General features: G+C 43.7%; 32 protein-coding genes. 27 read left to right on the top strand and 5 right to left on the bottom strand.

The window, feature by feature from the left end; translation table 11 throughout:
• Positions 1 to 13: 13 nt before the first annotated feature.
• On the top strand, positions 14 to 1,348 hold the full coding sequence (guaD, locus tag H6F41_RS06010; protein WP_190402564.1) for a guanine deaminase: 1,335 nt from the start codon (positions 14 to 16) through the stop codon (positions 1,346 to 1,348).
• 10 nt (positions 1,349 to 1,358) lie between these two features.
• Here guaD and asnS read toward each other — a convergent pair whose 3' ends face one another.
• Positions 1,359 to 2,759 (bottom strand): asparagine--tRNA ligase, encoded by a 1,401-nt coding sequence (gene asnS / locus H6F41_RS06005; protein ID WP_190402563.1) that lies wholly within the window; start codon positions 2,757 to 2,759, stop codon positions 1,359 to 1,361.
• Between the two features lie 145 nt (positions 2,760 to 2,904).
• Positions 2,905 to 3,114 (bottom strand): hypothetical protein, encoded by a 210-nt coding sequence (locus H6F41_RS06000; protein WP_190402562.1) that lies wholly within the window; start codon positions 3,112 to 3,114, stop codon positions 2,905 to 2,907.
• Positions 3,115 to 3,522: 408 nt separating this feature from the next.
• Here H6F41_RS06000 and pgl point away from each other — a divergent pair, with 408 nt between their 5' ends.
• The 3 genes from pgl to H6F41_RS05985 all read left to right on the top strand — a co-directional run bounded on the left by pgl (position 3,523) and on the right by H6F41_RS05985 (position 5,720).
• Positions 3,523 to 4,239 (top strand): 6-phosphogluconolactonase, encoded by a 717-nt coding sequence (pgl, locus tag H6F41_RS05995; protein ID WP_190402561.1) that lies wholly within the window; start codon positions 3,523 to 3,525, stop codon positions 4,237 to 4,239.
• Between the two features lie 143 nt (positions 4,240 to 4,382).
• Positions 4,383 to 4,646, top strand: a complete 264-nt coding sequence (locus tag H6F41_RS05990; RefSeq protein WP_190402560.1) for a DUF3493 domain-containing protein — start codon at positions 4,383 to 4,385, stop codon at positions 4,644 to 4,646.
• Between the two features lie 24 nt (positions 4,647 to 4,670).
• Complete coding sequence (locus H6F41_RS05985; RefSeq protein ID WP_190402559.1) at positions 4,671 to 5,720, top strand: late competence development ComFB family protein; 1,050 nt, start codon at positions 4,671 to 4,673, stop codon at positions 5,718 to 5,720.
• Positions 5,721 to 5,753: 33 nt separating this feature from the next.
• Here H6F41_RS05985 and H6F41_RS05980 read toward each other — a convergent pair whose 3' ends face one another.
• A complete protein-coding gene (locus tag H6F41_RS05980) occupies positions 5,754 to 6,827 on the bottom strand; it encodes an ABC transporter substrate-binding protein (RefSeq protein ID WP_190402558.1) in 1,074 nt (357 codons plus the stop codon).
• Between the two features lie 63 nt (positions 6,828 to 6,890).
• Entirely contained in the window at positions 6,891 to 7,706 is an 816-nt protein-coding gene (locus H6F41_RS05975) for a flagellar biosynthesis protein FlhF (protein ID WP_190402557.1), read from the bottom strand.
• 74 nt (positions 7,707 to 7,780) lie between these two features.
• Here H6F41_RS05975 and H6F41_RS05970 point away from each other — a divergent pair, with 74 nt between their 5' ends.
• The 5 genes from H6F41_RS05970 to H6F41_RS05950 all read left to right on the top strand — a co-directional run bounded on the left by H6F41_RS05970 (position 7,781) and on the right by H6F41_RS05950 (position 11,404).
• The gene (locus H6F41_RS05970) at positions 7,781 to 8,464 is read left to right on the top strand and encodes a glutathione S-transferase family protein (RefSeq protein WP_190402556.1); all 684 of its coding nucleotides are present in this window, start codon (positions 7,781 to 7,783) and stop codon (positions 8,462 to 8,464) included.
• Positions 8,465 to 8,757: 293 nt separating this feature from the next.
• Positions 8,758 to 9,411, top strand: coding sequence for a hypothetical protein (locus H6F41_RS05965; RefSeq protein ID WP_190402555.1), 654 nt, complete (start codon positions 8,758 to 8,760; stop codon positions 9,409 to 9,411).
• A gap of 18 nt (positions 9,412 to 9,429) precedes the next feature.
• Positions 9,430 to 9,927, top strand: coding sequence for a hypothetical protein (locus tag H6F41_RS05960; RefSeq protein WP_242022939.1), 498 nt, complete (start codon positions 9,430 to 9,432; stop codon positions 9,925 to 9,927).
• Positions 9,920 to 10,318: a DUF309 domain-containing protein gene (locus tag H6F41_RS05955; protein WP_190402554.1), complete on the top strand. Its 399-nt coding sequence runs from the start codon at positions 9,920 to 9,922 to the stop codon at positions 10,316 to 10,318. The genes H6F41_RS05960 and H6F41_RS05955 overlap by 8 nt, the downstream gene beginning before the upstream one ends.
• 21 nt (positions 10,319 to 10,339) lie before the next feature.
• On the top strand, positions 10,340 to 11,404 hold the full coding sequence (locus H6F41_RS05950) for an acyltransferase (protein ID WP_190402553.1): 1,065 nt from the start codon (positions 10,340 to 10,342) through the stop codon (positions 11,402 to 11,404).
• Positions 11,405 to 11,441: 37 nt separating this feature from the next.
• Here the strand turns inward: H6F41_RS05950 and H6F41_RS05945 are convergent, their stop codons facing one another.
• The gene (locus H6F41_RS05945) at positions 11,442 to 14,267 is read right to left on the bottom strand and encodes a response regulator (RefSeq protein WP_190402552.1); all 2,826 of its coding nucleotides are present in this window, start codon (positions 14,265 to 14,267) and stop codon (positions 11,442 to 11,444) included.
• A gap of 735 nt (positions 14,268 to 15,002) precedes the next feature.
• Here H6F41_RS05945 and rplC point away from each other — a divergent pair.
• The 18 genes from rplC (at position 15,003) to rplO (ending at position 24,003) form a co-directional block, all read left to right on the top strand.
• Entirely contained in the window at positions 15,003 to 15,644 is a 642-nt protein-coding gene (rplC, locus tag H6F41_RS05940) for a 50S ribosomal protein L3 (protein ID WP_190402551.1), read from the top strand.
• Positions 15,645 to 15,710: 66 nt separating this feature from the next.
• A complete protein-coding gene (rplD, locus tag H6F41_RS05935) occupies positions 15,711 to 16,385 on the top strand; it encodes a 50S ribosomal protein L4 (RefSeq protein WP_190402550.1) in 675 nt (224 codons plus the stop codon).
• A gap of 28 nt (positions 16,386 to 16,413) precedes the next feature.
• A complete protein-coding gene (locus H6F41_RS05930; protein WP_190402549.1) occupies positions 16,414 to 16,728 on the top strand; it encodes a 50S ribosomal protein L23 in 315 nt (104 codons plus the stop codon).
• A gap of 83 nt (positions 16,729 to 16,811) precedes the next feature.
• Positions 16,812 to 17,678 carry a 50S ribosomal protein L2 gene (rplB, locus tag H6F41_RS05925; RefSeq protein WP_190402548.1) on the top strand — a complete coding sequence of 289 codons (867 nt, stop codon included), beginning with the start codon at positions 16,812 to 16,814 and terminating at the stop codon, positions 17,676 to 17,678.
• Positions 17,679 to 17,741: 63 nt separating this feature from the next.
• Positions 17,742 to 18,020, top strand: coding sequence for a 30S ribosomal protein S19 (gene rpsS, locus H6F41_RS05920; RefSeq protein WP_094530961.1), 279 nt, complete (start codon positions 17,742 to 17,744; stop codon positions 18,018 to 18,020).
• An 18-nt stretch (positions 18,021 to 18,038) separates the two neighbouring features.
• A complete protein-coding gene (rplV, locus tag H6F41_RS05915; RefSeq protein ID WP_190402547.1) occupies positions 18,039 to 18,395 on the top strand; it encodes a 50S ribosomal protein L22 in 357 nt (118 codons plus the stop codon).
• A 2-nt stretch (positions 18,396 to 18,397) separates the two neighbouring features.
• Positions 18,398 to 19,144, top strand: coding sequence for a 30S ribosomal protein S3 (gene rpsC / locus H6F41_RS05910; RefSeq protein WP_190402546.1), 747 nt, complete (start codon positions 18,398 to 18,400; stop codon positions 19,142 to 19,144).
• A gap of 26 nt (positions 19,145 to 19,170) precedes the next feature.
• Positions 19,171 to 19,584, top strand: a complete 414-nt coding sequence (rplP, locus tag H6F41_RS05905) for a 50S ribosomal protein L16 (protein ID WP_094530965.1) — start codon at positions 19,171 to 19,173, stop codon at positions 19,582 to 19,584.
• Positions 19,585 to 19,588: 4 nt separating this feature from the next.
• A complete protein-coding gene (gene rpmC / locus H6F41_RS05900) occupies positions 19,589 to 19,792 on the top strand; it encodes a 50S ribosomal protein L29 (RefSeq protein ID WP_190402545.1) in 204 nt (67 codons plus the stop codon).
• Positions 19,793 to 19,833: 41 nt separating this feature from the next.
• Entirely contained in the window at positions 19,834 to 20,085 is a 252-nt protein-coding gene (rpsQ, locus tag H6F41_RS05895; protein WP_094530969.1) for a 30S ribosomal protein S17, read from the top strand.
• 3 nt (positions 20,086 to 20,088) lie between these two features.
• On the top strand, positions 20,089 to 20,457 hold the full coding sequence (rplN, locus tag H6F41_RS05890) for a 50S ribosomal protein L14 (protein ID WP_009625480.1): 369 nt from the start codon (positions 20,089 to 20,091) through the stop codon (positions 20,455 to 20,457).
• Positions 20,457 to 20,840: a 50S ribosomal protein L24 gene (gene rplX, locus H6F41_RS05885; protein ID WP_190402544.1), complete on the top strand. Its 384-nt coding sequence runs from the start codon at positions 20,457 to 20,459 to the stop codon at positions 20,838 to 20,840. The genes rplN and rplX overlap by 1 nt, the downstream gene beginning before the upstream one ends.
• A 48-nt stretch (positions 20,841 to 20,888) precedes the next feature.
• Positions 20,889 to 21,434: a 50S ribosomal protein L5 gene (gene rplE, locus H6F41_RS05880; RefSeq protein WP_055073977.1), complete on the top strand. Its 546-nt coding sequence runs from the start codon at positions 20,889 to 20,891 to the stop codon at positions 21,432 to 21,434.
• Between the two features lie 23 nt (positions 21,435 to 21,457).
• On the top strand, positions 21,458 to 21,859 hold the full coding sequence (rpsH, locus tag H6F41_RS05875) for a 30S ribosomal protein S8 (protein WP_190402543.1): 402 nt from the start codon (positions 21,458 to 21,460) through the stop codon (positions 21,857 to 21,859).
• A gap of 36 nt (positions 21,860 to 21,895) precedes the next feature.
• Complete coding sequence (gene rplF / locus H6F41_RS05870) at positions 21,896 to 22,459, top strand: 50S ribosomal protein L6 (RefSeq protein ID WP_190402542.1); 564 nt, start codon at positions 21,896 to 21,898, stop codon at positions 22,457 to 22,459.
• Between the two features lie 28 nt (positions 22,460 to 22,487).
• On the top strand, positions 22,488 to 22,850 hold the full coding sequence (rplR, locus tag H6F41_RS05865) for a 50S ribosomal protein L18 (RefSeq protein ID WP_190402541.1): 363 nt from the start codon (positions 22,488 to 22,490) through the stop codon (positions 22,848 to 22,850).
• Positions 22,851 to 22,893: 43 nt separating this feature from the next.
• A complete protein-coding gene (gene rpsE / locus H6F41_RS05860; protein ID WP_190402540.1) occupies positions 22,894 to 23,508 on the top strand; it encodes a 30S ribosomal protein S5 in 615 nt (204 codons plus the stop codon).
• A gap of 51 nt (positions 23,509 to 23,559) precedes the next feature.
• Positions 23,560 to 24,003: a 50S ribosomal protein L15 gene (gene rplO / locus H6F41_RS05855; protein ID WP_190402539.1), complete on the top strand. Its 444-nt coding sequence runs from the start codon at positions 23,560 to 23,562 to the stop codon at positions 24,001 to 24,003.
• Positions 24,004 to 24,043 lie beyond the last annotated feature (40 nt).

Genomic DNA, 24,043 nt, shown 5'->3' with positions numbered 1-24,043 from the left:
ATGAGATAACACTATGGCAGATCCATCGGTGAGAGGGGTTCGAGCTAGTTTTCTAGATGCGATCGCAGATCCTTTTTTCGCGCCTGAAAAAGACTGTATACGTTATTTTGCTGATGGCTTACTGGTAGTTGAGAATGGCAAGGTTAAGGATTTTGGTAATTATGCTGATTTACAAACAAAATATGTTGATATTCCGATTACAGAATATTGCGATCGCATAATTGTGTCGGGATTTATCGATACGCATATTCATTTTCCCCAAACGGAAATGATCGCTGCCTATGGTGAGCAATTGCTGTCATGGCTCAGTAATTACACCTTTCCCACCGAAGGCAAATTTGCCGATTACCACTATGCCAAAGAAATTGCAGCGCTATTTCTTGATCAGTTATTGCGAAATGGCACTACTACGGCTCTAGTATTTACGGCAGTATTTCCACAATCGACGGAGGCTTTTTTTGAAGAAGCTCAGCGTCGTAATTTGCGAATGATTGCGGGAAAAGTGATGATGGATCGCCATGCTCCCGAGTTCCTGACCGATACTGCTGAGACTTCCTATCGAGAAACTAAGCAATTAATTGAAAAATGGCACAAGTGCGATCGCTTACTCTATGCCGTTACCCCTCGATTTGCAATTACCTCAACCCCAGAGCAGTTAAGTAATGCAGGGAAGCTGTTAGCCGAATTTCCTGATGTTTATTTGCATACCCATCTCTCCGAAAATGTGCAGGAAGTAGCAACGGTGGCGGAGCTATTTCCTGAAAGTAACGGCTATCTTGATGTTTATGATCGTGCAGGTTTAGTGGGGGAACGCTCTATCTTTGCCCATGGTGTGCAACTGAGCGATCGAGAATTCGCCAGATTATCACAGGCAAAAGCGGCGATCGCATTTTGTCCGACCTCCAATTTGTTTTTGGGAAGTGGTCTTTTTAAGCTAGAACAAGCAAAATCTGTCGCCACACCTGTCAAAGTTGGCTTGGGAACAGATGTGGGTGCAGGCACAAGTTTTTCGATGTTGCAGACTGCCAGTGCCGCTTATCAAGTTGCCCAGTTGCGATCGCAAAAGTTATCTGCCTTTCAAGCACTATTTTTGGCAACGCTGGGCGGCGCACAGGCGCTATGTCTGGATGATAAATTGGGAAATTTTGAAATTGGCAAAGAAGCTGATTTTGTTGTCCTCAATCCCTATGGGACTCCAATTATGGAACTCAGAAATAGATTGCCGCATCGAGAAGCGGCAAAAAACTTAGCAGAAATATCTGACCAACTCTTTGCCACCATGATCATGGGCGATGATCGAGCGATTGAGGCAACTTATATCATGGGTGAGCTAGCCCACGGAGCTTAAACCCTTAAAGCTAAAACTCAGCACTTTGGGGGAAACGCGGGAAAGGAATGACATCACGAATATTCGTCATCCCTGTAATGAACTGGACAAGGCGCTCAAAACCCAAACCAAAGCCAGCATGGGGAACTGTGCCATAACGACGTAAATCGAGATACCACCAATAGTCTTCAGGATTTAGCCCCACACTGCGAATGCGTGCTTCTAATACATCTAGACGCTCTTCACGCTGAGATCCGCCAATAATTTCACCGACTCCGGGAGCAAGAATATCCATCGCCCGCACAGTTTGGCGATCGCGAGCGGCATCATCATTTACCCGCATATAAAATGCCTTAATATCGAGGGGATAGTCCATCACAATTACGGGCTTTTGGAAATGTTCTTCCGCTAAAAAGCGTTCATGTTCCGATTGCAGATCTAGGCCCCACTGCACAGGAAATTCGAAGGTTTTACTACACTTTTCCAAAATTGCGATCGCATCTGTATAGGTAATACGCTCAAATTTCTGATCGATAATTTTGCGAGCATTGGTCATCACCAACGGATTAACCCGTTCTTGGAAAAATTCCATATCTTCGGGACAGGTTTTTAATACATAATTAAAGATATATTTTAGGAAATCTTCGGCAAGATCGGCATCTCCTTCGAGATCACAAAAAGCCATCTCTGGTTCAATCATCCAAAATTCGGCAAGGTGACGCGAAGTATTAGAGTTCTCAGCACGAAATGTTGGACCAAAGGTGTAGACATTAGAAAAAGCGGTTGCCATAATCTCTGCTTCCAGTTGACCACTAACGGTCAGAAAGGCAGGTTTACCAAAAAAATCATTAGCAAAGTCTACGGGCTTACCTGCGGTCGCCAGCTTGTTAAGGTCAAAGGTGGTTACGCCAAACATTTCGCCTGCCCCTTCGCAGTCACTCGCCGTCACAATGGGCGTATGTACCCACAAAAAGCCGCGCTCTTGAAAGAACTGATGAATTGCATAGGCACAAGCATTCCGCACTCGAAAAACCGCGCCAAACATATTTGTGCGCGGGCGTAGATGAGCAATTGTTCGTAAAAATTCAATCGAATGACGTTTTTTCTGGAGGGGATAGGTTTCAGGATCGGCTGTACCAAAAATTGCGATCGCAGTTGCCTGCATTTCCACCCGTTGCCCTTTACCCATCGATTCGACTAGAGTTCCAGACACCTCAATGGATGTGCCTGTTGTAATTTGTTTAACTAGCAATTCATAGGTATCTATCGTTTGTGGTAAAACGATCTGTAGCCCCTGTAAAGATGAACCGTCGTTGAGTTCTAAAAACGCAATATCTTTGCCTTCTCGCTTTGTCCGCACCCAACCACGGACAGTATAGGAGTCATTAACCTGACCACTACGCAATAAATCGATAACCCTTGCTGATGCCATATGCTAAAAATAATCGCCAGAAATGACTATAAAGAGTTTTTAGGAGCAATGAAATCAGCGATTACAAGGCTCACTCAGGCAATTATCCTAACACTATATATTTGTCCCCAACCCGATATCTAAGCCAAATATCTAATTAATTTCACTAGCTTTGGTATGCCATTTCACGGATCAGAGGCAGACGATTACTAATGTAATTATTGAGATCGTTCTGTTGATGAGAGTCGAGGGAGGAGCGCTGTTGCACTTGATCAATCAACCAGCTCATCAACCCATCATCATCAAGGTTTAACAGCAAGTTGGGTTGGGCTTGATTAACTGAGTCCCAGAAAAGTCTAATGATAGCAGGTGACATATATATTTACCTCAACCTTAAGGTTTTCCTAACATTTTATAGATTAGTACATCTCTACACTGGTACTGTCAAAAATCACACAAAATGAAATAAAACACACCCTCCGTAAGATTGATCCAATCTTGATCAGTGTCTTTAAGATAGAGGGAATTGCTTAGAACAAGGTATATAAACCTCTCAGCTATGACCTAAATGACTATGGTTAAGATTTGTTGTTCCCCCAGCAATTTTAACAAATAGTTATACAGCAAAGCGAGAGTTAGTACAAATCAAAATCCAATAATCGGGTGGCGGCGAGGAGCGCCGCCACCTGTCTTCTGGTTTTATGTCCTAAGCAAAATTTTTTGCTATATCAACCCGAAAAAGGGCAATCCGCCTTTTCGCTTTTAAAATCCTAGAGGTATTTTTATGGCTAGACAAGTAGAAATTTGGAATGACCGTGCGGAAATTGCCTCCAGAGCATTATTACTTTGCCAACTTGCCTACAACGATGCGATCGCAAAATCCGATCGATTTACGATTGTGGCCGCAGGTGGCAGTACACCCCGCGTTTTGTATGAACTCCTCAAAAATAAAGATTGGGACTGGTCAAAGGTGCATGTCTTTTGGGGGGATGAGCGCTATGTACCAGTTACCGATCCCCAAAGTAATGAAGGTATGACTCGCAATGCGTGGCTCGATCATATAACCATACCTGCCGCCAATATTCATGGTATCCCCACCAATGCCAATGATCCCAGCGCTGCGGCTTTACAGTATGAACAGCATATTCAAGATTTCTTTGAAATTGAAACAGGTATATTTCCGCAGTTTGATCTAGTTTTATTGGGAATGGGAGATGATGGACATACCGCATCCCTATTTCCGCATACACCTGCCCTCAAAGTGAATGATCGTCTTGTCACCGTAGGTGAAAAAGATGGACAGCCGCGCATCACCATGACCGTACCTTTAATCAACAAAGCCAAAGAAATCATCTTTATGATTGAAGGTATTGCTAAAGCAAAAGCTTTAAAGGCGGTGCTTGCCCCTAGTGGCGATGTTAATCAATACCCTTCGAGATTAATCACAGGTAATACAATTTGGCTTTGTGATCGCACCGCGATGAATAAGAAGAAAGCCTAATTAATAAAAACTCATAGACATTGTCTCAAGTGTGGTGAAGTGGCACTTGCAACAATGTCTATGCACTAATTAAAGTATTAATGGGCTTTAATTTAATGAAAATTCTTAATTTAAGAACTTGATCATTCCTCTAAAATTGCATTATGTCTAAACAAAATAACCTTGATAACTCTACACAATACGAGCGATTGCGGCGTGAAGCAAAAGCCCCCTATCGAGGTTTACGCATATTTATTTATGCAGCTTTAGCGGGGTCTGGATTTATTGGCGCGGTAGTGTTTTTTGCCAAACTAATTGCAGGCAATGGTAGCCTAACGACAAACTTAGGAAATCTATCTTTACAAATCGGCGCGGTAGCTTTGATGGTTTGGCTTTATCGCATAGATAAGCCCAAAAAACAGAAATAATTATGACTTTTGGGAGTAGGTAATATGCAAAGTTGTAAAAATATTTTAGAGTCACTGGTTGTTAAAGAGATTGATCTCCAAATTTCTCATTTACCACCATACCGACGTGAACAGATTAGCTTAAGTGAAGTTGCTGCCTATGCCCTCAATCGTTTGCCAGCCATGTATGCTACCTCGGAATCAGGGTGGATGATTCAACATAAAAAAGCAGTTTCCGACATGCGATCGCAAATAGAATCTACAGTCCGTCGCGCTTTAACCAATGTCAAAGTTGATCGCCTCAGAGATACTAATCCATTACCGCAGCAAGAGGTCGCTAATCATGCGAGATCCTTAGCGGCTTTACAGTCAATTTTAGGTGCAGAGAATGCCTCTTGGACTGATATGCCCATGGCGTTAGAATCCTCATTAATGACCGTTAAACTCAAGATTGCGGTAAATAATACCTATGCAGTCATGAACAAACATGATCCCTCTGAAAAAGAGAAGGAAGAGGAATATGCGTTTCATCATAAGCCTCTAGAAATTTCTTGGAAATCTCGCGCTCCTAAAACTGCTTTAAATTGGGCGAAAGATAAGCAGAAAACCAAAGAGTTAGAGACCTATATGGTGGATGCCAAGTATCAATTTAGTAATGTACTCGAAAAATTGGTCTTGTCTCTTGCCTACTATCAAGTGCAAAAATTACACCCCACCATGTCCGACAAAATTGATTTGGGTGAAGTGGTCGCCTATGTGTTGAACAGATTACCCCCCATGTATGCGACAACGGAAAAAGGATTTAAAGCTTTGCGTCTGAGAGCCAGAGAGGTATATGGCAAGCAGGTTGTGGAGACTTTGACCCAAGCGATCGCAATTTGTATCCAGTCGCCCAATGCAGGCAGAGTCCCATTACCCCTCGCTCGTTTTGAAGCAGAGGTGGAAGAAGCTGTGGCAAAGATGAATTGGATTTTGCAGAGAGACGATATTAATTGGCGCAATGCCCCTTTTATTGTCTCTGAATGTTTGACACAGGCTCTAAATGGTGATTTTACATGGCGTAAATGTAGTGAGTATGATCATCTTAATTCCTAGCTTTTGGGTCGGCTGTACCTCTGGTTCTTACCTCTACAAACTACCCGATCGCATTTTTGTCCATAAATCCTGATACTGATCTAGCACCGATGGCGATAGCGGTAAAATCAACTCACTTTTTGTAAAAATGTCAGGTGCAAAAAACTTAATTGGGTCAGACTTAACGCTATTGGGAACTTGCGTCAAATCACTGGTACTAACTGCGTCACTTAAAGCTGTGATTTGTGCGGCAATGTCAGGGGCTAAACAAAAATCTATCCATGCGATCGCAATTTCACTACTTGCTGCCTTGGGAATCACCCACAGATCACTCCATAGGGCTGTACCATCTTGCGGAATTACTACTTGCAAGTTAGGGTTTTGCTTTTTGGCTCTAAACATATCATTTGTCCAGCCCACGGCAGCTAAGGTGTCATCCCCCAGCATAGATTGCAAATAGTTATCGGAAGAATAGGTTAAAACCTGTGAGTTGAGACTTTTTAACTCTTGCTTCAGGTTAGGAATATTCGCTAGGGTTTCAGGTTGATACGATTGTCCTAATTTTTTTAAAACCAATCCAATTACTTCTCTTGCATCATCAGGCAGTGATAGTTTTTTTTGTAGCTCAGGTCGCCAGAGATCTGACCACTGGGTGATGGCAAATTTGAGTTTATCTTGGCGATATGCGATCGCGGTTGCACCCCAGCGATAGGGGACTGCCCATACTTGATTGTTGCGGGTGACACCCTGTTGCCAAAATGGTGAGAGGTTTTGCCAATGGGGCATCTTGGCTAGCAGCTCTGGTGAGATCGGCTGAATTAAAGACTGAGCAATTGCTTGATCTAACCAAGCATCACCAATGCTAACGAGGTGAGGAGCAATGTCTTTCGCCATATTAGGAGAATTTTGGAGTTCTTGCCAAAGTTTTGATGGTGAATTTTCAGCTTTAAATTCAACTTTCTGTGGAGACTTCGCTTCAAATTGATTGATTACCTTACTGGGAACTGCCCCTAGTAAACCTGTAATCCTGAGACGATCGCGTTGATCAAATACATTTAGCCATTGGCATCCCCCAATTGAGGCGACCGCCGCCGCACCACCAAAAAACAAAAGCTCTCGTCTATTCATGACTTAATTTTACGCGGACATCGCCAAGAACTAGATTCATCTTGCCTTAGCGATACCCCTAATTTACTTCACAAATGGGCGCATCAGTAGATATCCTGCCCCAAAAGAAGTCAGAATAATTGCTGCGATCGTCAGGGTCAAAACCCAACCACTCAGCCCAGTTGATTCGGGAGACTCTTCTGAATCAGTACGTAATGGACGCGAAGAAATTTCTTCACGCATCTGTAATTTGGTGGGCATTTTTGCCTTGGTTGGTGTTATTGGCATTGGTGCAGGGGCATCAAAAGCTGCATAGGAGCTGTCGTAATATAGTGGCTCACCACCACTAGGCTCATTATTAACTGGTGCTTGATTAACTGGTGCTTGTGGAGATGCGTCAGTCGCTAGTTGTCTTGCTCGCGAGATCGCATCTTGAATAGCATTAGTTGTTTGCAACACATTGGCTTTGCGCGGACTAACTTGTGGTGCTGGCTTTTCCGTGGGGTTTCCCTTGGGCGCAGCAGAGGGATGTCCTTGGGTTTGGGGATTGGGATTAGTTTGCGGATTAGCTTTAGCGGGTGCAGCGTGATTCGGAGAAGCGCTACGAATGTTATTCAATACTTCCGATAGTTTGGCATCGGGTAAATTTGATTGAGTAAGGATTGCTTGAATTCGATCTGTTGACTGGGCGATCGCCTCAAACTCTTGTAAAAGCATTTGATTTTGTCTAGTTAATTGCTCATTTTGCAATTGAAAGAAAGACAACTTTGCTTGGGTAGACTGCAACTCTGCCGCTAGTTCTCTATATACGGTCACAGGCACAGATGCTTGATAACCAGATTTAGGAGCCTGAGCACCAGAAGGAACATTGACAGGTTTAAAGGCTGGATTGGCTTGCATAGGCGACAGCACCATAGATCATCAAAAATTTAGTCGAGACTATAACATATGATTTGATACTTTAAGTAAGGTTCATGCTTTTACTCCAATTCAGTACCTCTCACTATTGCCGCAAAGCGAGACTAGCACTTGGCTATAAGAAAATCCCCTATCAAGTTGAAAATCTTACGCCTGGTCTGCATATTTTCAAGATTAAAAAGCTAGCGGGTATCACTACTGTGCCTGTATTGCTGCCTCAACAAAAAAACTGTCCTGCTGTCGTTGCCGACTCCACAGAAATTATTCGCTTTCTCGAAGCCTATAAACCAGATCCACCTCTTTATCTTGATGATCCCATTTCTCAAAAGGAAGCATTACGTTTAGAAGATTATTTTGATGAGTCCATTGGTACAGCCACAAGGTTTGTTTATTATCAGTTTCGCGCCAATGCAGGCAAGAACATAGATCCTTCTTTAATGAGTCAGCTTGTCATTGCAATTGTGCGATCGCAATATGGCATTAATGCGACATCTACTAAAGTTGCAGAGCAAAAAATTGCGGATGCGATCGCAATGCTAGGAGAATTTTGGCAAGATGGCTATCTTGTGGGGGAGCGTTTTAGTGTTGCTGATTTAACTGCTGCTGCGCTGCTTGCGCCCCTTGGTTTGCTCCCCTTCTATCGCCATAATTACCCTTGGCTATTTGAGCGCATTACCGAAATTCATCAACTTTGCAGCGAGCCATTACCCAAACACTGGGAGGCAGGGTTAGGTGTTTAGCCTGAATGTCCCAAGTGGCGAAGCCTCGCAATTATTTTGGTGACAAATTTGGTGTCAAAAAATTACAACCTCAAGGTCATAACCCAATAGGTGTTAACTTATTGATTAGCTAAAAGTGTGCAAAAAAGTAGCCCAAGACTAGTTTTTTGCATACTCACAGTGTAAAAAATTAGGTAGTCCAAAGAGAAAGAAATAATAAAGTAATGCGCTTAGCACATTACTTTATTACTCTGGCACTACTAAAAAATTAGTTTTTTGAGATGTTTTTAGAGGCGATTAGTGCGGGTAGTCCTATGACTGTGAATATTAGTGAATCTTTATTTGAGCAGATTCTCGAATACCTTCGAGTAAGAACGACAGCCAGTGATCGCGTTGCCAAAAACTTGCTCACCACATTGGAAAAACTCACATCTAGTAGTACAAACAATTCTGTCGCCAAAGCTGCTAGCGATCGGATCGGTGATTTGGCAACACAATTTGGACAAAAGCTATTTGAAGCATGGAAGGAGCTAGCTGATCTACAGGTTGGCGAAAACTATTGGAGTTATCCTGTCATGTTTGAAGATTTGGCGGAAACAATGGAAATATCCGTTGATAACTTTGTGCAATATTTATCTAACGTTAATATTGGCAGTCTCCAATTGATTCAAGGTCGTGGCTATAACTATCAAGTCAATGGACAGCAAGCCGCATCTTTAACCTTTCACTCTGCACCAACCCTGAAAAAAGCTGCTATCCCTAACTTGTCTGAGAAAAAAGGTACAGAATCTAAAAGTGCTAGCAAATCCTTTAAGGTGGGCGATCGCGTCTGCGTCAATGCCAATCGTCAGCAATATGCTAACCATACAGGCGTTGTTGAGCAGGTAATTAGTGTAAGCTGTCGGGTCAAATTAGATAATGGCTGGACAGCCTTTTTACCCAATCACTGTTTAGATCACATTACTTAGCTCCGTGACTAGTAGCCCATGACCAATATGACCTTTGAAGAGGCAATTGCCTACACCGATAGCTTGCTCTCAAACCCAAATCTAGACGATGCACAACTTCAATCAGAAATATCAACACTGATCGAAACCTCTAACGGAGCTAGGGGATTTTTTGTTTGCTTTCTCACAGGGGATTGGCAACTCGCTGATCACCCCAGTGATGCGGTTATTAAAGCTCTGCAATCTTCACCAACTGCGATCGCAGAACTATTAGTCAAAAATTTAGCGATGTCTACGGCAATGGCAATCTTTCATCGTCGTGCAGGCAACGATCAACAAGCTCAATCTTCCGATCGAGTTGCCCAGAGAACTGGATCGCTCATTGCCAAAGTTGATCTCCCCCAAGTTCGTGAAATTGCCATCCAAATGCGTAATGCCGCAATTTCTAATGCTGGCGAATATACCTCTTTTCTAGAGAAATGGGGTTACGATGAAGAGCAGAAACAAGCAATCGCTAATATCCTCGCCCATGTCTAGCCCAGAATTTGAACAAGCAATCGTCCAGTTTAATAGTGGTGATTATTATGCTTGTCACGATACCCTAGAGGCAATTTGGAATGATGCTTGGCAATGCGATCGCGCTTTTTATCAGGGGATTTTGCAAATTGCGGTGGGACTTTATCATTTAAATAGTCAAAACTGGCATGGAGCGACAATTTTATTGGGAGAAGGAACAAGTCGATTGCCTGCCTATTTGCCAGACTATCAATCGGTGAATGTGGAAAGCTTACTAGAGGATAGTCTGCATATTTTGCAAATCATCCAAACCAATGGCAAAGAAGGCATAGACTTAGTTTTACAAAGTATCGAGCAGGGAAACTTGAAAATTCCGCATATATCTCGCTGCGAAACCAATGAACTTCAGTAATAGAGCATTACGCAGCACCCTATGACTTGGGAACTTTCCGATCTGCTTAGGGTAATCGCCACCACAATTGTGATTGCTATTCATGCCTCCCATGATTGGTGGTTTGGCGTAAAGGATACTACTAGCCTCAATCCTGAAATATTTGTTGATACTTTAATCAATCAAGTTGGGCGCTTCACTGTCCCTATTTTTGTGATTTTGTCTGGCTTTGCGATCGCAAAATCTGAGGAAAAACGACCATTTCAACTCCAGATGTTTTGGCAACGTCGCCTATGGCGCATTGTTCCTCCCTATGTGCTATTTACCTTACTCAACCTGATTGGACGCTCCCAGTTTATCTCTGCTGATTGGCAAGGTCGTTTAGATCAGATTTGGCAAGCGATCGCCACGGGTATGGGAGATTATCATCTCTACTTTTTAGGTATTATCTTCCAATGCTATATTTTCTATCCATTATTACGACATATTCGATTTTCCCTTTTCAAACTAGTTCTTTTAATCCTAATTACCTTTAATCTCTTCACCTATCGATGGATATCGGCAACCTTCGGTATCTTTGCTAATATCGGCAACTTGTTACCTGACGGCAACCATTTAATTTATTGGCTGCCATACTTTCAGCTTGGCATTTGGTTAGCCACAGATCAAGGATGGACTGAGCAGTTCGTCATGAAATTGCGATCGCAGACATGGGCATATTTATTTGCGTTTACTGCCAGTCTAGAACTCAGCGAATTTTATTGGACAGCCATTTTAAAAAACTCTGCCGAATCCGTTGGTCATTACACCCGCCCTAGCGTAGTTTTAATGACTCTCATATTTTTACTCTGGTCAATCTCTTGGCGGTATTGCCAACCCCAGCATCTTTCCCACTTGTTTTTGTTTCAACAAATCAAACAAACGATACACCCACACATCAAAGTGTTCGCTAGTGCCAGTTTTATTACTTATCTCAGTCATGTCTGGGTCTTAAGGGTGATCGAACCTCTAGAAATATTTGGTGGCTTGATATTTGTGGCTCTAGCCGCAATCCTATCTTGGCTAAGCGGCATCGCAATATGGAGGCTGCTCTCAAAAACTAAGTAGCTTTTACTTCCTGCTTTGCGAGCATCACAAGCTATAGTTACACTACATTTTTGTGTCTTTCGAGAACTGCGGCAAGGGTTTCAATGCGAACGGGTTTGCTAATAAAATCATCCATACCCATAAGCATACATTTTTCACGATCTTCTGCCATTGCATTTGCTGTCATGGCAATAATTTTAATCCGATGATTGAAGCTATTACCTCTTTCCAACAAACGAATCCGCCTTGTTGCTTCCAATCCATCCATCACAGGCATTTGTAGATCCATTAAAATCAAGTCATAGTTTTTTTGTTTGATTGCATCTAATACTTCTGCTCCATTCACTGCACAATCTGCCTGATAGCCTAGTTTTGCTAAAAGTCGCAAAGCGATCATTTGGTTAAATTCATTGTCTTCTACCAAAAGAATTCGCCACGAATTAATAAGGTCTCCTTTAGTAATATTTTTCGCAATATCCTGTTGACCCGCTAATTGACTGATTACTAAACGTGACTTTTTAAAGCTAGGAGTTTCTCTTTTATCTGGAAAAATCAACTCAGAGGATTCTCCAGATGCTTTCTCGACGATAATATTAAATTGAAAATTTGTTCCTCTTCCTAATGTACTCTTAACAGAGATTTGACCACCCATAAATTGAGCAAACTGCTGACTAATTACTAATCCTAACCCTGTGCCTGTCTGTGATTCTCTACCCGATGCTGTCTGAACAAATGCTTCAAACAAATTGTCTATTTCTTCAGGGGCAATTCCTTTGCCTGTATCTTCGATTTCAAAATGGAGTGTAACTTCCGCAGATTCAATCTCAGCATCAATGAGTGAAACTCGAAGAATTACATAGCCCTTATCCGTAAATTTAATCGCATTACCCAGCAAATTTAACAGGATTTGGCGAATTTTTCCCTCATCAGCTTGAATATGTTGCGGTAAATTGGGATGTAATGCAAAAACTAACTGTAGATTTTTATCCTGTGCTTTGAGGTGGAGCATTTCCTGCAAGTTATTGAGAAATAGATGAAAGTCAAAGATGCTTTTCTCAATGACTAGTTTCCCTGCTTCAATTTTAGATATCTCCAAAACATCATCAATTAAGTTCAATAAATGTTCACTACTATGGCTGATGATATTGACATAGTCCCCAAACTCTTGATTTGGTGCATCCTGATTCTGCATCAATTGCGTACAGCCTAAAATAGCATTGAGTGGAGTTCTCAATTCATGGCTCATCCTTGCTAAAAACTTGCTTTTTGCCTGATTTGCAACCTCCGAGCGCTCAGCTTCCTGCTTTAATGCTTGCTGTGAGAACTCCAACGCCGCAAGCATCAATGTACTCCGCAGTTCCAACGCTGCTTCCACTTCCACTTCATCCCAAGGCAAAGACTTTGCTTTTACGGTTTCTTTCCATAACTCAAAGGATCGGCGAGGTGATGGATTGGTAGACTCTTCTACATCAATATCTACTAATTTACTTGGATCACCTGCCCAATCAACAGTTTGAACAATCTCAGGTCGAAACCAAATAATGTGATATGAAGTATGATTTAGAGAAATTGAAATTGCTAACAAGCCGCTAACTTGTTCTTTAATTTCCAATGCTTCAGGATAAATTTCACTCAAGCAATTAGTGTGAAGAACATCTTGAGATTTTTTGAGTACAAATGTAACTAGTGAATTGACAAAAGTGGAAGATGGGCATATACCGACCATAGAAACATGGTCGCCCAAGCAAATAACCGCACCTTGAGCATTAACTAGGCTCAGCAAGCTATCAGTATCATTGCTAAAAGTCCGATCAATACAATGATAACCACTCAGGATGCTTTGCTTTAGGTTTAATTGAATATTCTTGATTTTTTCTTGAGACCTTTTAAGATGTTGATCATGTTTATTCACAATTTCTACAGACATGATTTGTCCTAGAAATTCACAGGTTTTCCGAGTTTCATAGTCAATATATTTAGGTGAATAATGATGACAAACAATCAATCCCCAGAGCTTCCCTGAATTAATCAAAGAAATTCCTAACGAAGCAGTGACTCCCATCTTCTGTAAATACTTAACATGAAAGTTAGAGACACTCCTGAGCGTGCTGAGACTTAAATCAAGAGGTTTGTTTGTTAGTGGATTGTTAGGAGGAACAATCGGTACAGGCTCATAGTTTAAATCGACAATCAGCCTCAACCAATTTTTATAATAAAGCTGACGAGCCATCGTGGGGATATCAAATGCAGGATAATGCAATCCCAACAAAGATTCCAAATGTTCCGCTTTATTCTCAGCGATCACCACTCCACTATTGTCTAGATCAAATTTATAGATTAATACGCGATCGTAACCAGTGATTTTCCGAATCTCTTTAACCAATAACTCCGAGGTCTCGTCAAAACCTTCTGCTTGCCTCACATTGATTGCTGAAGCTTTGGCTAGATAATAGAAGCCAAGGGTGGGAGGTTGTTCTTGTGATATCGGTTCTAATTCTAAAATTAACAGTCCATCTGAGCGATGCATTATGCCCTGAAATAGAAGTTTTTTGCGCTTAACCTGAATGGTCAGCTTAATGGGATTGAATACTTCTAGGTCTTCATGGGATAAAAAGGATAAGAGAATATCAATCTGAGACTGGGGCAATATAGTGCTTAAAGGCTGATTGATTAATGAGCTAGTAGGCAAACTCAAGAACTGCTCGGTATTTTCACTGATCTGGAGAATAGTCAATTTCGTTTCATCAATACCGATCAGAATACCGTGAGGCTGAATATGACCGAGCAAATGAATCTGTTCGCGATCGCAAGTTTTGTATAAAACTTGGTCGGAAACAAGAGAAAGTCCTAAAAATGTAGGTTGTGATAATTCCATATAGTCCATATAGTTATTTCACTGCCCAAATCAACTCAACGCAAAAAACGCAGTAAATCAATCAAAATATTTTGAGTCCTGAAGTCAAAGTTTGCTTTGCTCCCCCTAGACTGGCTTACAAAGGCTAGAAGCCATATTGCTGTCAGTCAAAATGACAAATCTGATATATGCAAGCAAAGAAATCTGTTTGCCCCTCTCAATATACCTCTCCATTTGGTCGTTACAACTCTTGTCAGCAATTCTTAACTTCTAATGTAACTGGGCGTAATTAAAACAATTTATAAATTCATTAGATCCATGGGGAGCATCTATTTAAGGTGCTTGCCTGATTATTTATGTTTATCCCCAAAGGTGCTGCGGTTATATTTCGAGCTTTTTTAAAAAAATGTAGACAAAAGCTCACATATGGAGTTATGATTGCTAATCGTGACTAAAAATAGAAACTAAGTGGCAAGTTAAACATGTATATGTTGATACTTAATCCCTTAAGTCTAAGTCAACGCATTGGTATAGCGTCTCAAAGAACTTTAAAACTCTTTAACCTATAGCAACCAACCCAAGAGATTGTGTTTCTCACGTCTAGCAGTCATGGCTAGACATCTTTTGTAAGTCGTCTCGAAGTCCTTCAAACAGCCTTCAAAGTCAATACCTCTTACTAAGATCGAAACCGATCTCTTTTGAGCCTGTCAAAAATCTGCAAGAAACCATTTCATTTGCAGCCACAAGCAAGCGGAGCTAATTTTAATGACTGTCGGAATTCTCGGCACAAAACTTGGAATGACCCAAGTTTTTGATTCGGATGGCAATGCTATCCCTGTAACTGTTGTCCTAGCTGGTCCTTGCACAATCACACAAGTCAAGACCGAAACCAAAGAAGGCTACCAAGCTATTCAGGTTGGTTATTGTAAGACCCGTGAGAAATTGCTTACAAAACCAGAGCTAGGACATTTGAAAGCATCAGGTGCAGAGCCTGTAAAACACCTTTGTGAATATCGTCTGGATAACGTTAGCGAATTCACAATTGGTCAAACTCTAGACGTAAGTCAGTTCAAGGATGGCGACATCGTTGATGTGATTGGAACTAGCATTGGTAAAGGTTTCGCTGGTTATCAAAAGCGCCACAACTTTGGTCGCGGCCCGATGGCTCACGGTTCTAAAAACCACAGACAACCTGGTTCGACTGGAGCAGGTACTACCCCCGGTCGTGTTTATCCTGGGAAGCGCATGGCTGGTCGTCTTGGCGGCAAGCAAATCACCGTGAAGAAGCTAACTGTAGTTAAAGTCGATGCAGCGAACAATGTGTTGCTAATTAAAGGAGCAGTCCCCGGCAAACCTGGCGCATTGCTTAACGTCATTCCTACCGTAATTATCGGCAAGGCGAAATAAAGGCGCAAGTAAAGGCGCGAAATAAAGACTAAGTAGTTTGTTCGTGAGATCGAGAGAATATAAGTTATGCCTACAGTAATAGATTGGACAGGGAAAGAAGTCGGGGAAATAGACCTTGATTTGCGCGTTGCCAAAGAAGCAAGTGCTAAGGGTTTAGTTCATCGCGCCCTCGTCAGACAGTTAGCCAATGCCCGTCAAGGCACAGCCAGCAGTAAGACTCGCGCTGAAGTCCGTGGTGGTGGTCGCAAGCCCTTTAGACAAAAAGGTACTGGTCGCGCCCGTCAGGGTTCGACAAGATCGCCATTAACCCGTGGTGGTGGTGCAATTTTTGGACCTAAGCCTAGGGACTACGAAACCAAGATGAATCGTAAAGAACGTCGTCTTGCCCTTCGTACAGCATTTATCGGTCGTTCCGCCGATTTAATTATTGTTGAAGATTTTGCCGTCAACCTCGCTCAGCCCAAGACCAAAGAATTGTGTCAAGCTCTTGAGCGCTGGGGTGTCACCGTCGGTCAAAAGACCTTGATCATCACTGATCGCAAGGAAGAAAACATTGTTCTGTCTGCTCGCAACATTCAGAAATTGCAATTACTTGCAGCTGATCAACTCAACATGTTCGACATTTTAAATTCTGACAAGATTGTGGCTACTCGCTCTGCGATCGCCAAAATCCATGAAGTATACGGTGGCGATGCAAAGTTAGCAACCGAGATCGTAACTGCGATCGAAGATGCAGAATAACGGAATCTAAGTAGAAGAAAGAAACAACATGGCTAAGATCCCCACCGAATTCGATCCCCGTCGCTTGCCTGACATCATTCGCCGCCCTCTGCTCAATGAAAAGGCAACCCGACAACTGGAAGACAACAAATATACCTTTGATGTTGTTCACGATGCCACCAAGCCTGAAATCAAAGCTGCGATCGAGAGCCTTTTCTCCGTCAAAGTTAAAAAGGTAAATACCCATAATCCACCCGCACAAGCGCGTCGTATTGGTAAGTTTGCTGGCAAACGCGCTCAAATCAAAAGAGCGGTAGTAACACTCGCTGAAGGCAGCAAAATTGATTTGTTCCCAGATGTGTAATAGCCCCATAAAACTAGCCCTGCGCTAATTTTAACTAGGGAAAACAAAAACAGAGAATCGTTCTTTAACAACATCAGACAATTATGGGCGTTCGTGCATATAAACCGTATACCGCAAGTACCAGACAAACCGTTGTCTCGGACTTCTCGGAAATCACTAAGTCAGAACCCGAAAAGTCTTTAACCACCCATGTTCACCGCAAGCGTGGACGTAACAACCGTGGTGTTATTACTAGCCGCAGACGTGGTGGTGGTCACAAGCGTCTTTATCGGATCATCGATTTTAAACGCAACAAACGTGACATTATCGCTGAAGTAATTGCGATCGAGTACGATCCCAACCGCACCTCGCGCATTGCTTTGTTGCAATACGAAGATGGAGAAAAGAGATATATTCTTGCACCTAAAGGAATTGCGGTTGGTAACAAAATTCAAGCAGGTACAAGTGCCGTTCCCTTTGAAATTGGCAACGCTATGCCTCTTTCTGCGATTCCCCTCGGTACAGTTGTTCATAACGTTGAACTCGTCCCTGGCAAAGGTGGACAAATTGTGCGCTCTGCTGGTGCTGGTGCTCAAATCGCCGCAAAAGAAGGCGACTTTGTCACCCTCAAGCTTCCTTCTAGCGAAGTCCGCTTGATTCGTAAGGATTGTTTCGCTACCATTGGACAGGTTGGCAACCTTGACCACAGCAACACCAGTCTTGGTAAAGCAGGTCGTAGCCGTTGGCTGAACCGTCGTCCTAAAGTTCGTGGTATGGTCATGAACCCAGTCGATCACCCCCATGGTGGTGGTGAAGGTTGCGCCCCCATCGGACGCAGTGGGCCTGTTACTCCTTGGGGTAAGCCAACCTTGGGCTACAAGACTCGCAAGAAGGGCAAACTCAGTGATGCCCTCATTGTTCGTCGTCGCCGCAAGTCCTCGAAGCGCGGTAAGGGCGGACGTAACGCCTAATTTTTTACTGAGCGACTGCTTCGCAGCCGTTTAGCGCAAAGACTTATTTAGAGAATAAAAATTATGACGCGATCGCTAAAAAAAGGTCCTTTTGTTGCCGATCACTTAATGACCAAAATTGAAAAGCTCAACGCCAAAGGCGAAAAGCAGGTTATCAAAACATGGTCACGCGCTTCCACCATTCTTCCTCAAATGATCGGGCATACCATTGCTTGTCACAACGGAAAACAGCACGTTCCTGTATATGTCACGGAGCAAATGGTAGGACACAAACTCGGTGAGTTTGCCCCTACTCGCACCTTCCGCGGTCATGCCAAGAGCGACAAAAAGGCCAAGAGATAGGTAGACAGGTAGTTAAAAATGATCCTCGCCCAAAACGAAATCCCTGCCGTAGCCAAATATATTCGGATGTCACCTCATAAGGTGCGCCGTGTACTCGACCAAATCCGTGGTCGTAGCTACCGCGAAGCATTGATGATTCTTGAATTCATGCCTTATCGCTCCTGCGAACCCATTACCAAAGTATTGCGTTCCGCAGTTGCTAACGCTGAACATAACGCAGGACTTGACCCTGCATCGCTAGTAATTGGTCAAGCATTTGCCGATATGGGACCTAGCCTTAAGCGCTTTCGTCCCCGCGCCCAAGGTCGTGCTTACCAAATTCGTAAGCCAACGTGCCACATTACGATCACCGTCAAACCATCGGAGGAAGAATAGGTATGGGTCAGAAGATTCACCCAACAGGGTTACGCCTCGGCATCACCAAGTCCCATCTTTCCCGTTGGTACGCTGATGTCAATCGCTACGGTGTCTTAGCAGAAGAAGACAGCAAAATCCGTAAGTTTATTGAAAAAACTTTGAGTAATGCTGGTATCGCCGAAATCTTGATTGACCGTAAGGCTGACCAAGTTGATCTCGAAATTCGTACTGCTCGTCCCGGCGTTGTTGTTGGTCGTGGTGGCGCTGGTATCGAACAATTACGTGTCGGTCTAGTTAAGTATCTTGAACAAGACGGTTCTCTCAAAAAGACAGGTACTAGCCAAGTTCGAATTAACGTTACCGAAGTAACTAGAGTCGATGCGGAAGCGCCTCTGATCGCTGAATACATCGCTCAACAAATTGAACGTCGTGTTTCTTTCCGTCGTGTTGTGCGTCAAGCCATTCAAAGGGCTCAACGTGCAGGCATCGAAGGGATCAAGGTGCAAATCAGTGGTCGTCTTAACGGCGCTGAAATCGCCAGAACTGAGTGGGTTCGTGAAGGTCGCGTTCCTCTGCACACACTCCGTGCCGATATCGACTACAGCTATAAAACATCCAGAACTATTTATGGTGTCATTGGCATTAAAGTCTGGATCTTTAAAGGCGAAATTATCGAAGGCGAAGAAGCTCCTGCTCCAGCCGCTCAACCCCGTCGTCGCCAGCAACGTCGTCCCCAATTTGAGGATCGTTCTAGCGCTGAAGGATAAACTTCCGTCATCTAGAGTTTTGAACCATGTTAAGTCCTAAACGTACAAAATTTCGTAAGCAGCAACGCGGTCGGATGGCAGGTCCCGCTACCAGAGGAACTGAAATCAATTTTGGTGATTACGCCATGCAGGCTCTAGAGCCTTCTTGGATTACCGCCCGTCAAATCGAAGCTGCTCGACGTGCCATGAACCGCTACATCCGTCGCGGTGGCAAAATTTGGATCCGTATTTTTCCAGACAAGCCTGTAACTATGCGCCCTGCTGAAACCCGTATGGGTTCTGGTAAAGGCGCTCCAGAATTTTGGGTGTCGGTAGTTAAGCCAGGTCGCATCATGTTTGAAGTTGCTGGCGTAGCTGAAGAAACCGCAAGAGAGGCAATCCGTTTGGCTGCCGCTAAGATGCCAATCAAAACCAGATTTGTTATCCGCGAGAAGGAGTAAGAATATGGCACTCCCAAAAGTCCAAGAAACTAGAGAATTATCTGATGATGAGTTGCAAGCTCAGATCTTGACCGTCAAGAAAGAGCTATTTGATCTGCGTTTCAAGCAGGCCACTAGACAACCCGTCCAACCACATCAGTTCAAACATGCTAAGCACCGTTTGTCTCAACTGATGACTGTCGAACGCGAACGCCAGTCTAGAGCTTAAGAGTTATATATCCAAAAGTAAAAGACAAAGGAGTTTTAGCAATGGCAGTAAAAGAGAAAGTTGGCGTTGTCGTCAGCGATAAAATGCAAAAAACGGTGGTTGTTGCGGTTGAAAACCGTACTTCTCACCCCAAATATGGAAAAATCGTGGTTAAAACGACCAAGTTTAAAGCCCACGATGAAGAAGATAAAACCCGTGAAGGCGATCGCGTCAAAATTCGGGAAACTCGTCCCCTCAGCCGTACAAAGCGATGGGAAGTTGTAGAGATTCTCTCATCTAGCTCGGAAGCATAAGTCATGATTCAACAAGAGTCTTATCTAAACGTTGCGGATAATAGTGGAGCTAAGAAACTGCTATGTATCCGTGTATTAGCGGGTGGTAACCGTGCCTTTGGTGGAGTTGGTGATGTAATTATCGCTACTGTCAAGGATGCAGCCCCCAATATGCCAGTCAAAAAATCTGATGTTGTCCGCGCCGTGATTGTTCGTACCAAAGCATCGATTAACCGTGAAAGCGGTATGAGAATTCGCTTTGACGACAATGCTGCTGTAATCATTAACCAAGACGGCAACCCCAAAGGAACCCGCGTTTTTGGTCCAGTTGCGCGTGAGTTGCGGGATAAAAACTTCACTAAAATTATCTCCCTAGCGCCAGAGGTACTGTAATGTCATTCAAGTCAAAGCCTGCTTATCGCGGTAATCGCAAGTCTTTTAAGATGCATGTCAAGAAAGACGATGTGGTTCAAGTAATTTCAGGAAGCTCGAAGGGAACTGTTGCCAAAGTGCTACAGGTTTTCCCTAAGGACAGCACCATCATTGTTGAAGGTGTAAACGTCAAGACTAAACATGTTAAGCCTCAAGCTGATGGCGAGTCTGGACAAACTATTACCCGTGAGTTTCCGATCCACAGTTCTAAAGTGTTGTTGTATTCCGAAAAGGAAAAGACCGCTAGTCGTTCTTGCTACACCTTTACGGATGGTGGCAAGAAAGTAAGAATGTTGAAAAAGACTGGCGAAATCGTTGATTCCGTCAAGACTGAAAAGAAATAATTCTATACAACCTGACCAAGCCCAGGGAAAATCATCGAGGAAGATAAAATGCTAACACCGTTCGCCGAAGTCTATGCCAAACAAGCTGTTCCTAAACTTATGGAACAGTTCAAGTACACCAATATTCATCAAGTTCCTAAATTTGAGAAGGTGGTAATCAATCGCGGTCTGGGTGAAGCTGCTCAGAATGCAAAATCTCTGGAAGCTTCTTTGACTGAAATTGCTACGATCGCTGGTCAAAAGCCCGTGGTAACTAGAGCTAAAAAAGCGATCGCAGGTTTCAAACTGCGTCAAGGAATGCCCGTCGGTATGATGGTCACTCTGCGCCGCGATAAGATGAATAACTTTTTGGATCGTCTGATCAACTTCTCCTTGCCTCGCATCCGTGACTTTCGCGGTGTTAGCCCCAAGAGCTTTGATGGACGTGGTAACTATACCCTCGGTGTCCGCGAGCAACTTATCTTCCCCGAAATCAGCTACGACAGTATTGAGCAAATTCGGGGGCTTGATATTTCCATCATCACCACTGCTAACACGGACGAAGAAGGACGTGCGCTCCTGAAAGCAGTTGGTATGCCCTTTAGAGAATCATAAGTAGATCGAATTAGGAGATAAGGATGGCTACCAACGACACCATCTCGGATATGCTTACCCGCATTCGCAATGCCACACTAGCAAAGCATCAGACCACTGCAATCCCTGCAACTAAGATGACTTTGAGCATTGCCCGAGTGATGAAACAAGAAGGTTTTATCGCAGATTTTGAAGAAACAGGCGAAAATATCGACCGCGCCTTGGTTGTTGCCCTCAAGTACGAAGGCAAAAATCGTCAATCAATTATCAAGCGTCTCAAGCGCGTCAGCAAACCCGGTTTACGGGTTTACTCGAATTCCAAGGAATTACCCCGTGTATTGGGTGGGATCGGTATTGCGATCATTTCCACCTCTAAAGGGATCATGACCGATCGCGAAGCCCGTAAACAGGGAGTCGGCGGTGAAGTCCTTTGCTATATCTGGTAATTCAGCGAAAAACATTATAAGCAACGGAAAACAGATATGTCTCGTATTGGAAAACGTCCTATTCCTCTGCCTCCAAAGGTTGCGGTAACGATCGCAGGGCAAGAGGTAACAGTCAAAGGACCTAAAGGTGAACTAAAGCGTCTATTGCCAGGAACCGTCGAAATTCAGCAAGAAGAAAACAACTTGGTTGTCAATCGTGCTAATGAATCTCGCTCCGCCAGACAACAGCACGGTCTTTTCCGTACTCTTGTTGCCAATATGGTTGAGGGTGTGTCCACTGGCTTTAAGCGCCGCTTGGAAATTCAAGGCGTTGGTTATCGTGCTAACAAATCGGGGAACAACATTGTTCTCACCGTTGGTTATAGCCACACTGTCGATATTGTTCCACCTGCGGGTGTCTCTCTCGAAGTTGAGGATGCCACTGGTAAATCAGTTCCTCAAGGTACATTTATTTCTGTAAATGGCATCGATAAAGAAATCGTCGGCAACTTAGCAGCAAAAATTCGTGCTGTGCGTCCACCTGAGGTTTACAAGGGTAAGGGTATTCGTTACTTTGGCGAATTTGTCAGACGTAAGGCTGGTAAGACTGGTAAGAAATAACACACAGAATCGATAGGTTACGAAAAAAATGAGTGTCAGTCGTAGACAAGCAACCATAAGCCGCCATAAGCGAATTCGCAAAGGTATGTCAGGTACACCTGATCGTCCCCGTTTAGCAATTTATCGCTCTAACAATCACATTGTGGCGCAGGTAATTGATGATGTAGCACAACATACCATCGTTGCTGCATCAACCCTTGAATCCGATGTCCGTGAAAGTCTCAGCAGCACCGCTAATTCTGATGCTTCAGCTAAAGTTGGTGCTTTGATCGCTGAAAGAGCGATCGCAAAGGGGATCACCAAGGTCGTATTTGATCGTGGCGGAAACCTCTATCATGGAAGAGTCCAAGCTCTCGCTGAAGCTGCCCGCGAAGCAGGTCTCGATTTCTAACGCATCGAATCATCCAGCAGTGAATCAGTAGATAGAAACAAATATGGCTAAGAATAGAGAATCAAGACCAGGTGGTGGTCGCGACAGTGGCGGCGGCGACAGTGGCGACAACCGCGATGAAAAACGTAAGGGCAAGCGCGATAGTAAAAAAAGCGATCGCGCTCGCACTGAAAAAGAATCCGAATGGCAAGAACGGGTCGTCCAAATCCGCCGCGTAACCAAGGTAGTTAAAGGTGGTAAAAAACTCAGCTTCCGTGCGATTGTTGTCGTCGGTAATGAGAAGGGTCAGGTTGGCGTTGGCGTTGGCAAAGCGGCTGATGTTATTAACGCTGTCAAAAAGGGTGTTGCCGATGCTAGAAAGCACGCAATTGAAGTACCTTTGACCAAATCTAACTCCATTCCCCATCCTACCAACGGTATAGGTGGTGGCGCTAAGGTAATGATTCGTCCTGCATCTCCCGGTACTGGTGTAATTGCTGGTGGCGCTGTCAGAACCGTACTAGAACTCGCTGGTGTCAAAAATATTTTGGCAAAACAGCTTGGTTCTAGTAGCCCTCTCAATAACGCTCGCGCCGCAGTTAATGCCCTTGCAACTCTGCGTACCTTTGGTGAAGTTGCCAGAGCGCGTGGTATTACCCTTGAACAGCTATTTAATTAATGCAATAACGGCGCATTGCGCCGTTATTGCCAAAATTGGAAAGAAAAAACTATGAGAATTGACGATCTTCAGCCCCAAGAAGGCTCTCAGCATCGCAAACGTCGCCTTGGACGTGGAATTGCCGCAGGGCAAGGTGCTAGCGGTGGTTTCGGTATGCGTGGTCAAAAATCTCGTTCAGGTCGTCCCACCAGACCTGGTTTTGAAGGTGGTCAAATTCCCCTTTACAGACGAGTACCCAAACTTAAGCATTTTACAATTGTAAATCCGAAGCATTTTACAATTGTTAACCTCGACCAATTAAGCGGATTACCTAAAGGTACGGTAGTAACTCTGGATTCCTTGATGGATGCAGGAATTATTACTCAAAATGATGGCGTATTACGTGTCCTAGGAAGAGGTGAAGTCAATGTGGCACTAACCGTTCGTGCTCATTCGATTACTGCATCTGCTAAGGCGAAAATTGAAGCTGCTGGCGGCACTGTAGAAGTTGCCTAAGCAAAAGAGAATATGTGGCGGAGCGCTCAGCGTTTCGCCA

Source organism: Pseudanabaena mucicola FACHB-723 (genome assembly GCF_014696385.1).
Classification (GTDB): domain Bacteria; phylum Cyanobacteriota; class Cyanobacteriia; order Pseudanabaenales; family Pseudanabaenaceae; genus Pseudanabaena.
This window is presented reverse-complemented; position numbering and strand designations above follow the sequence as displayed.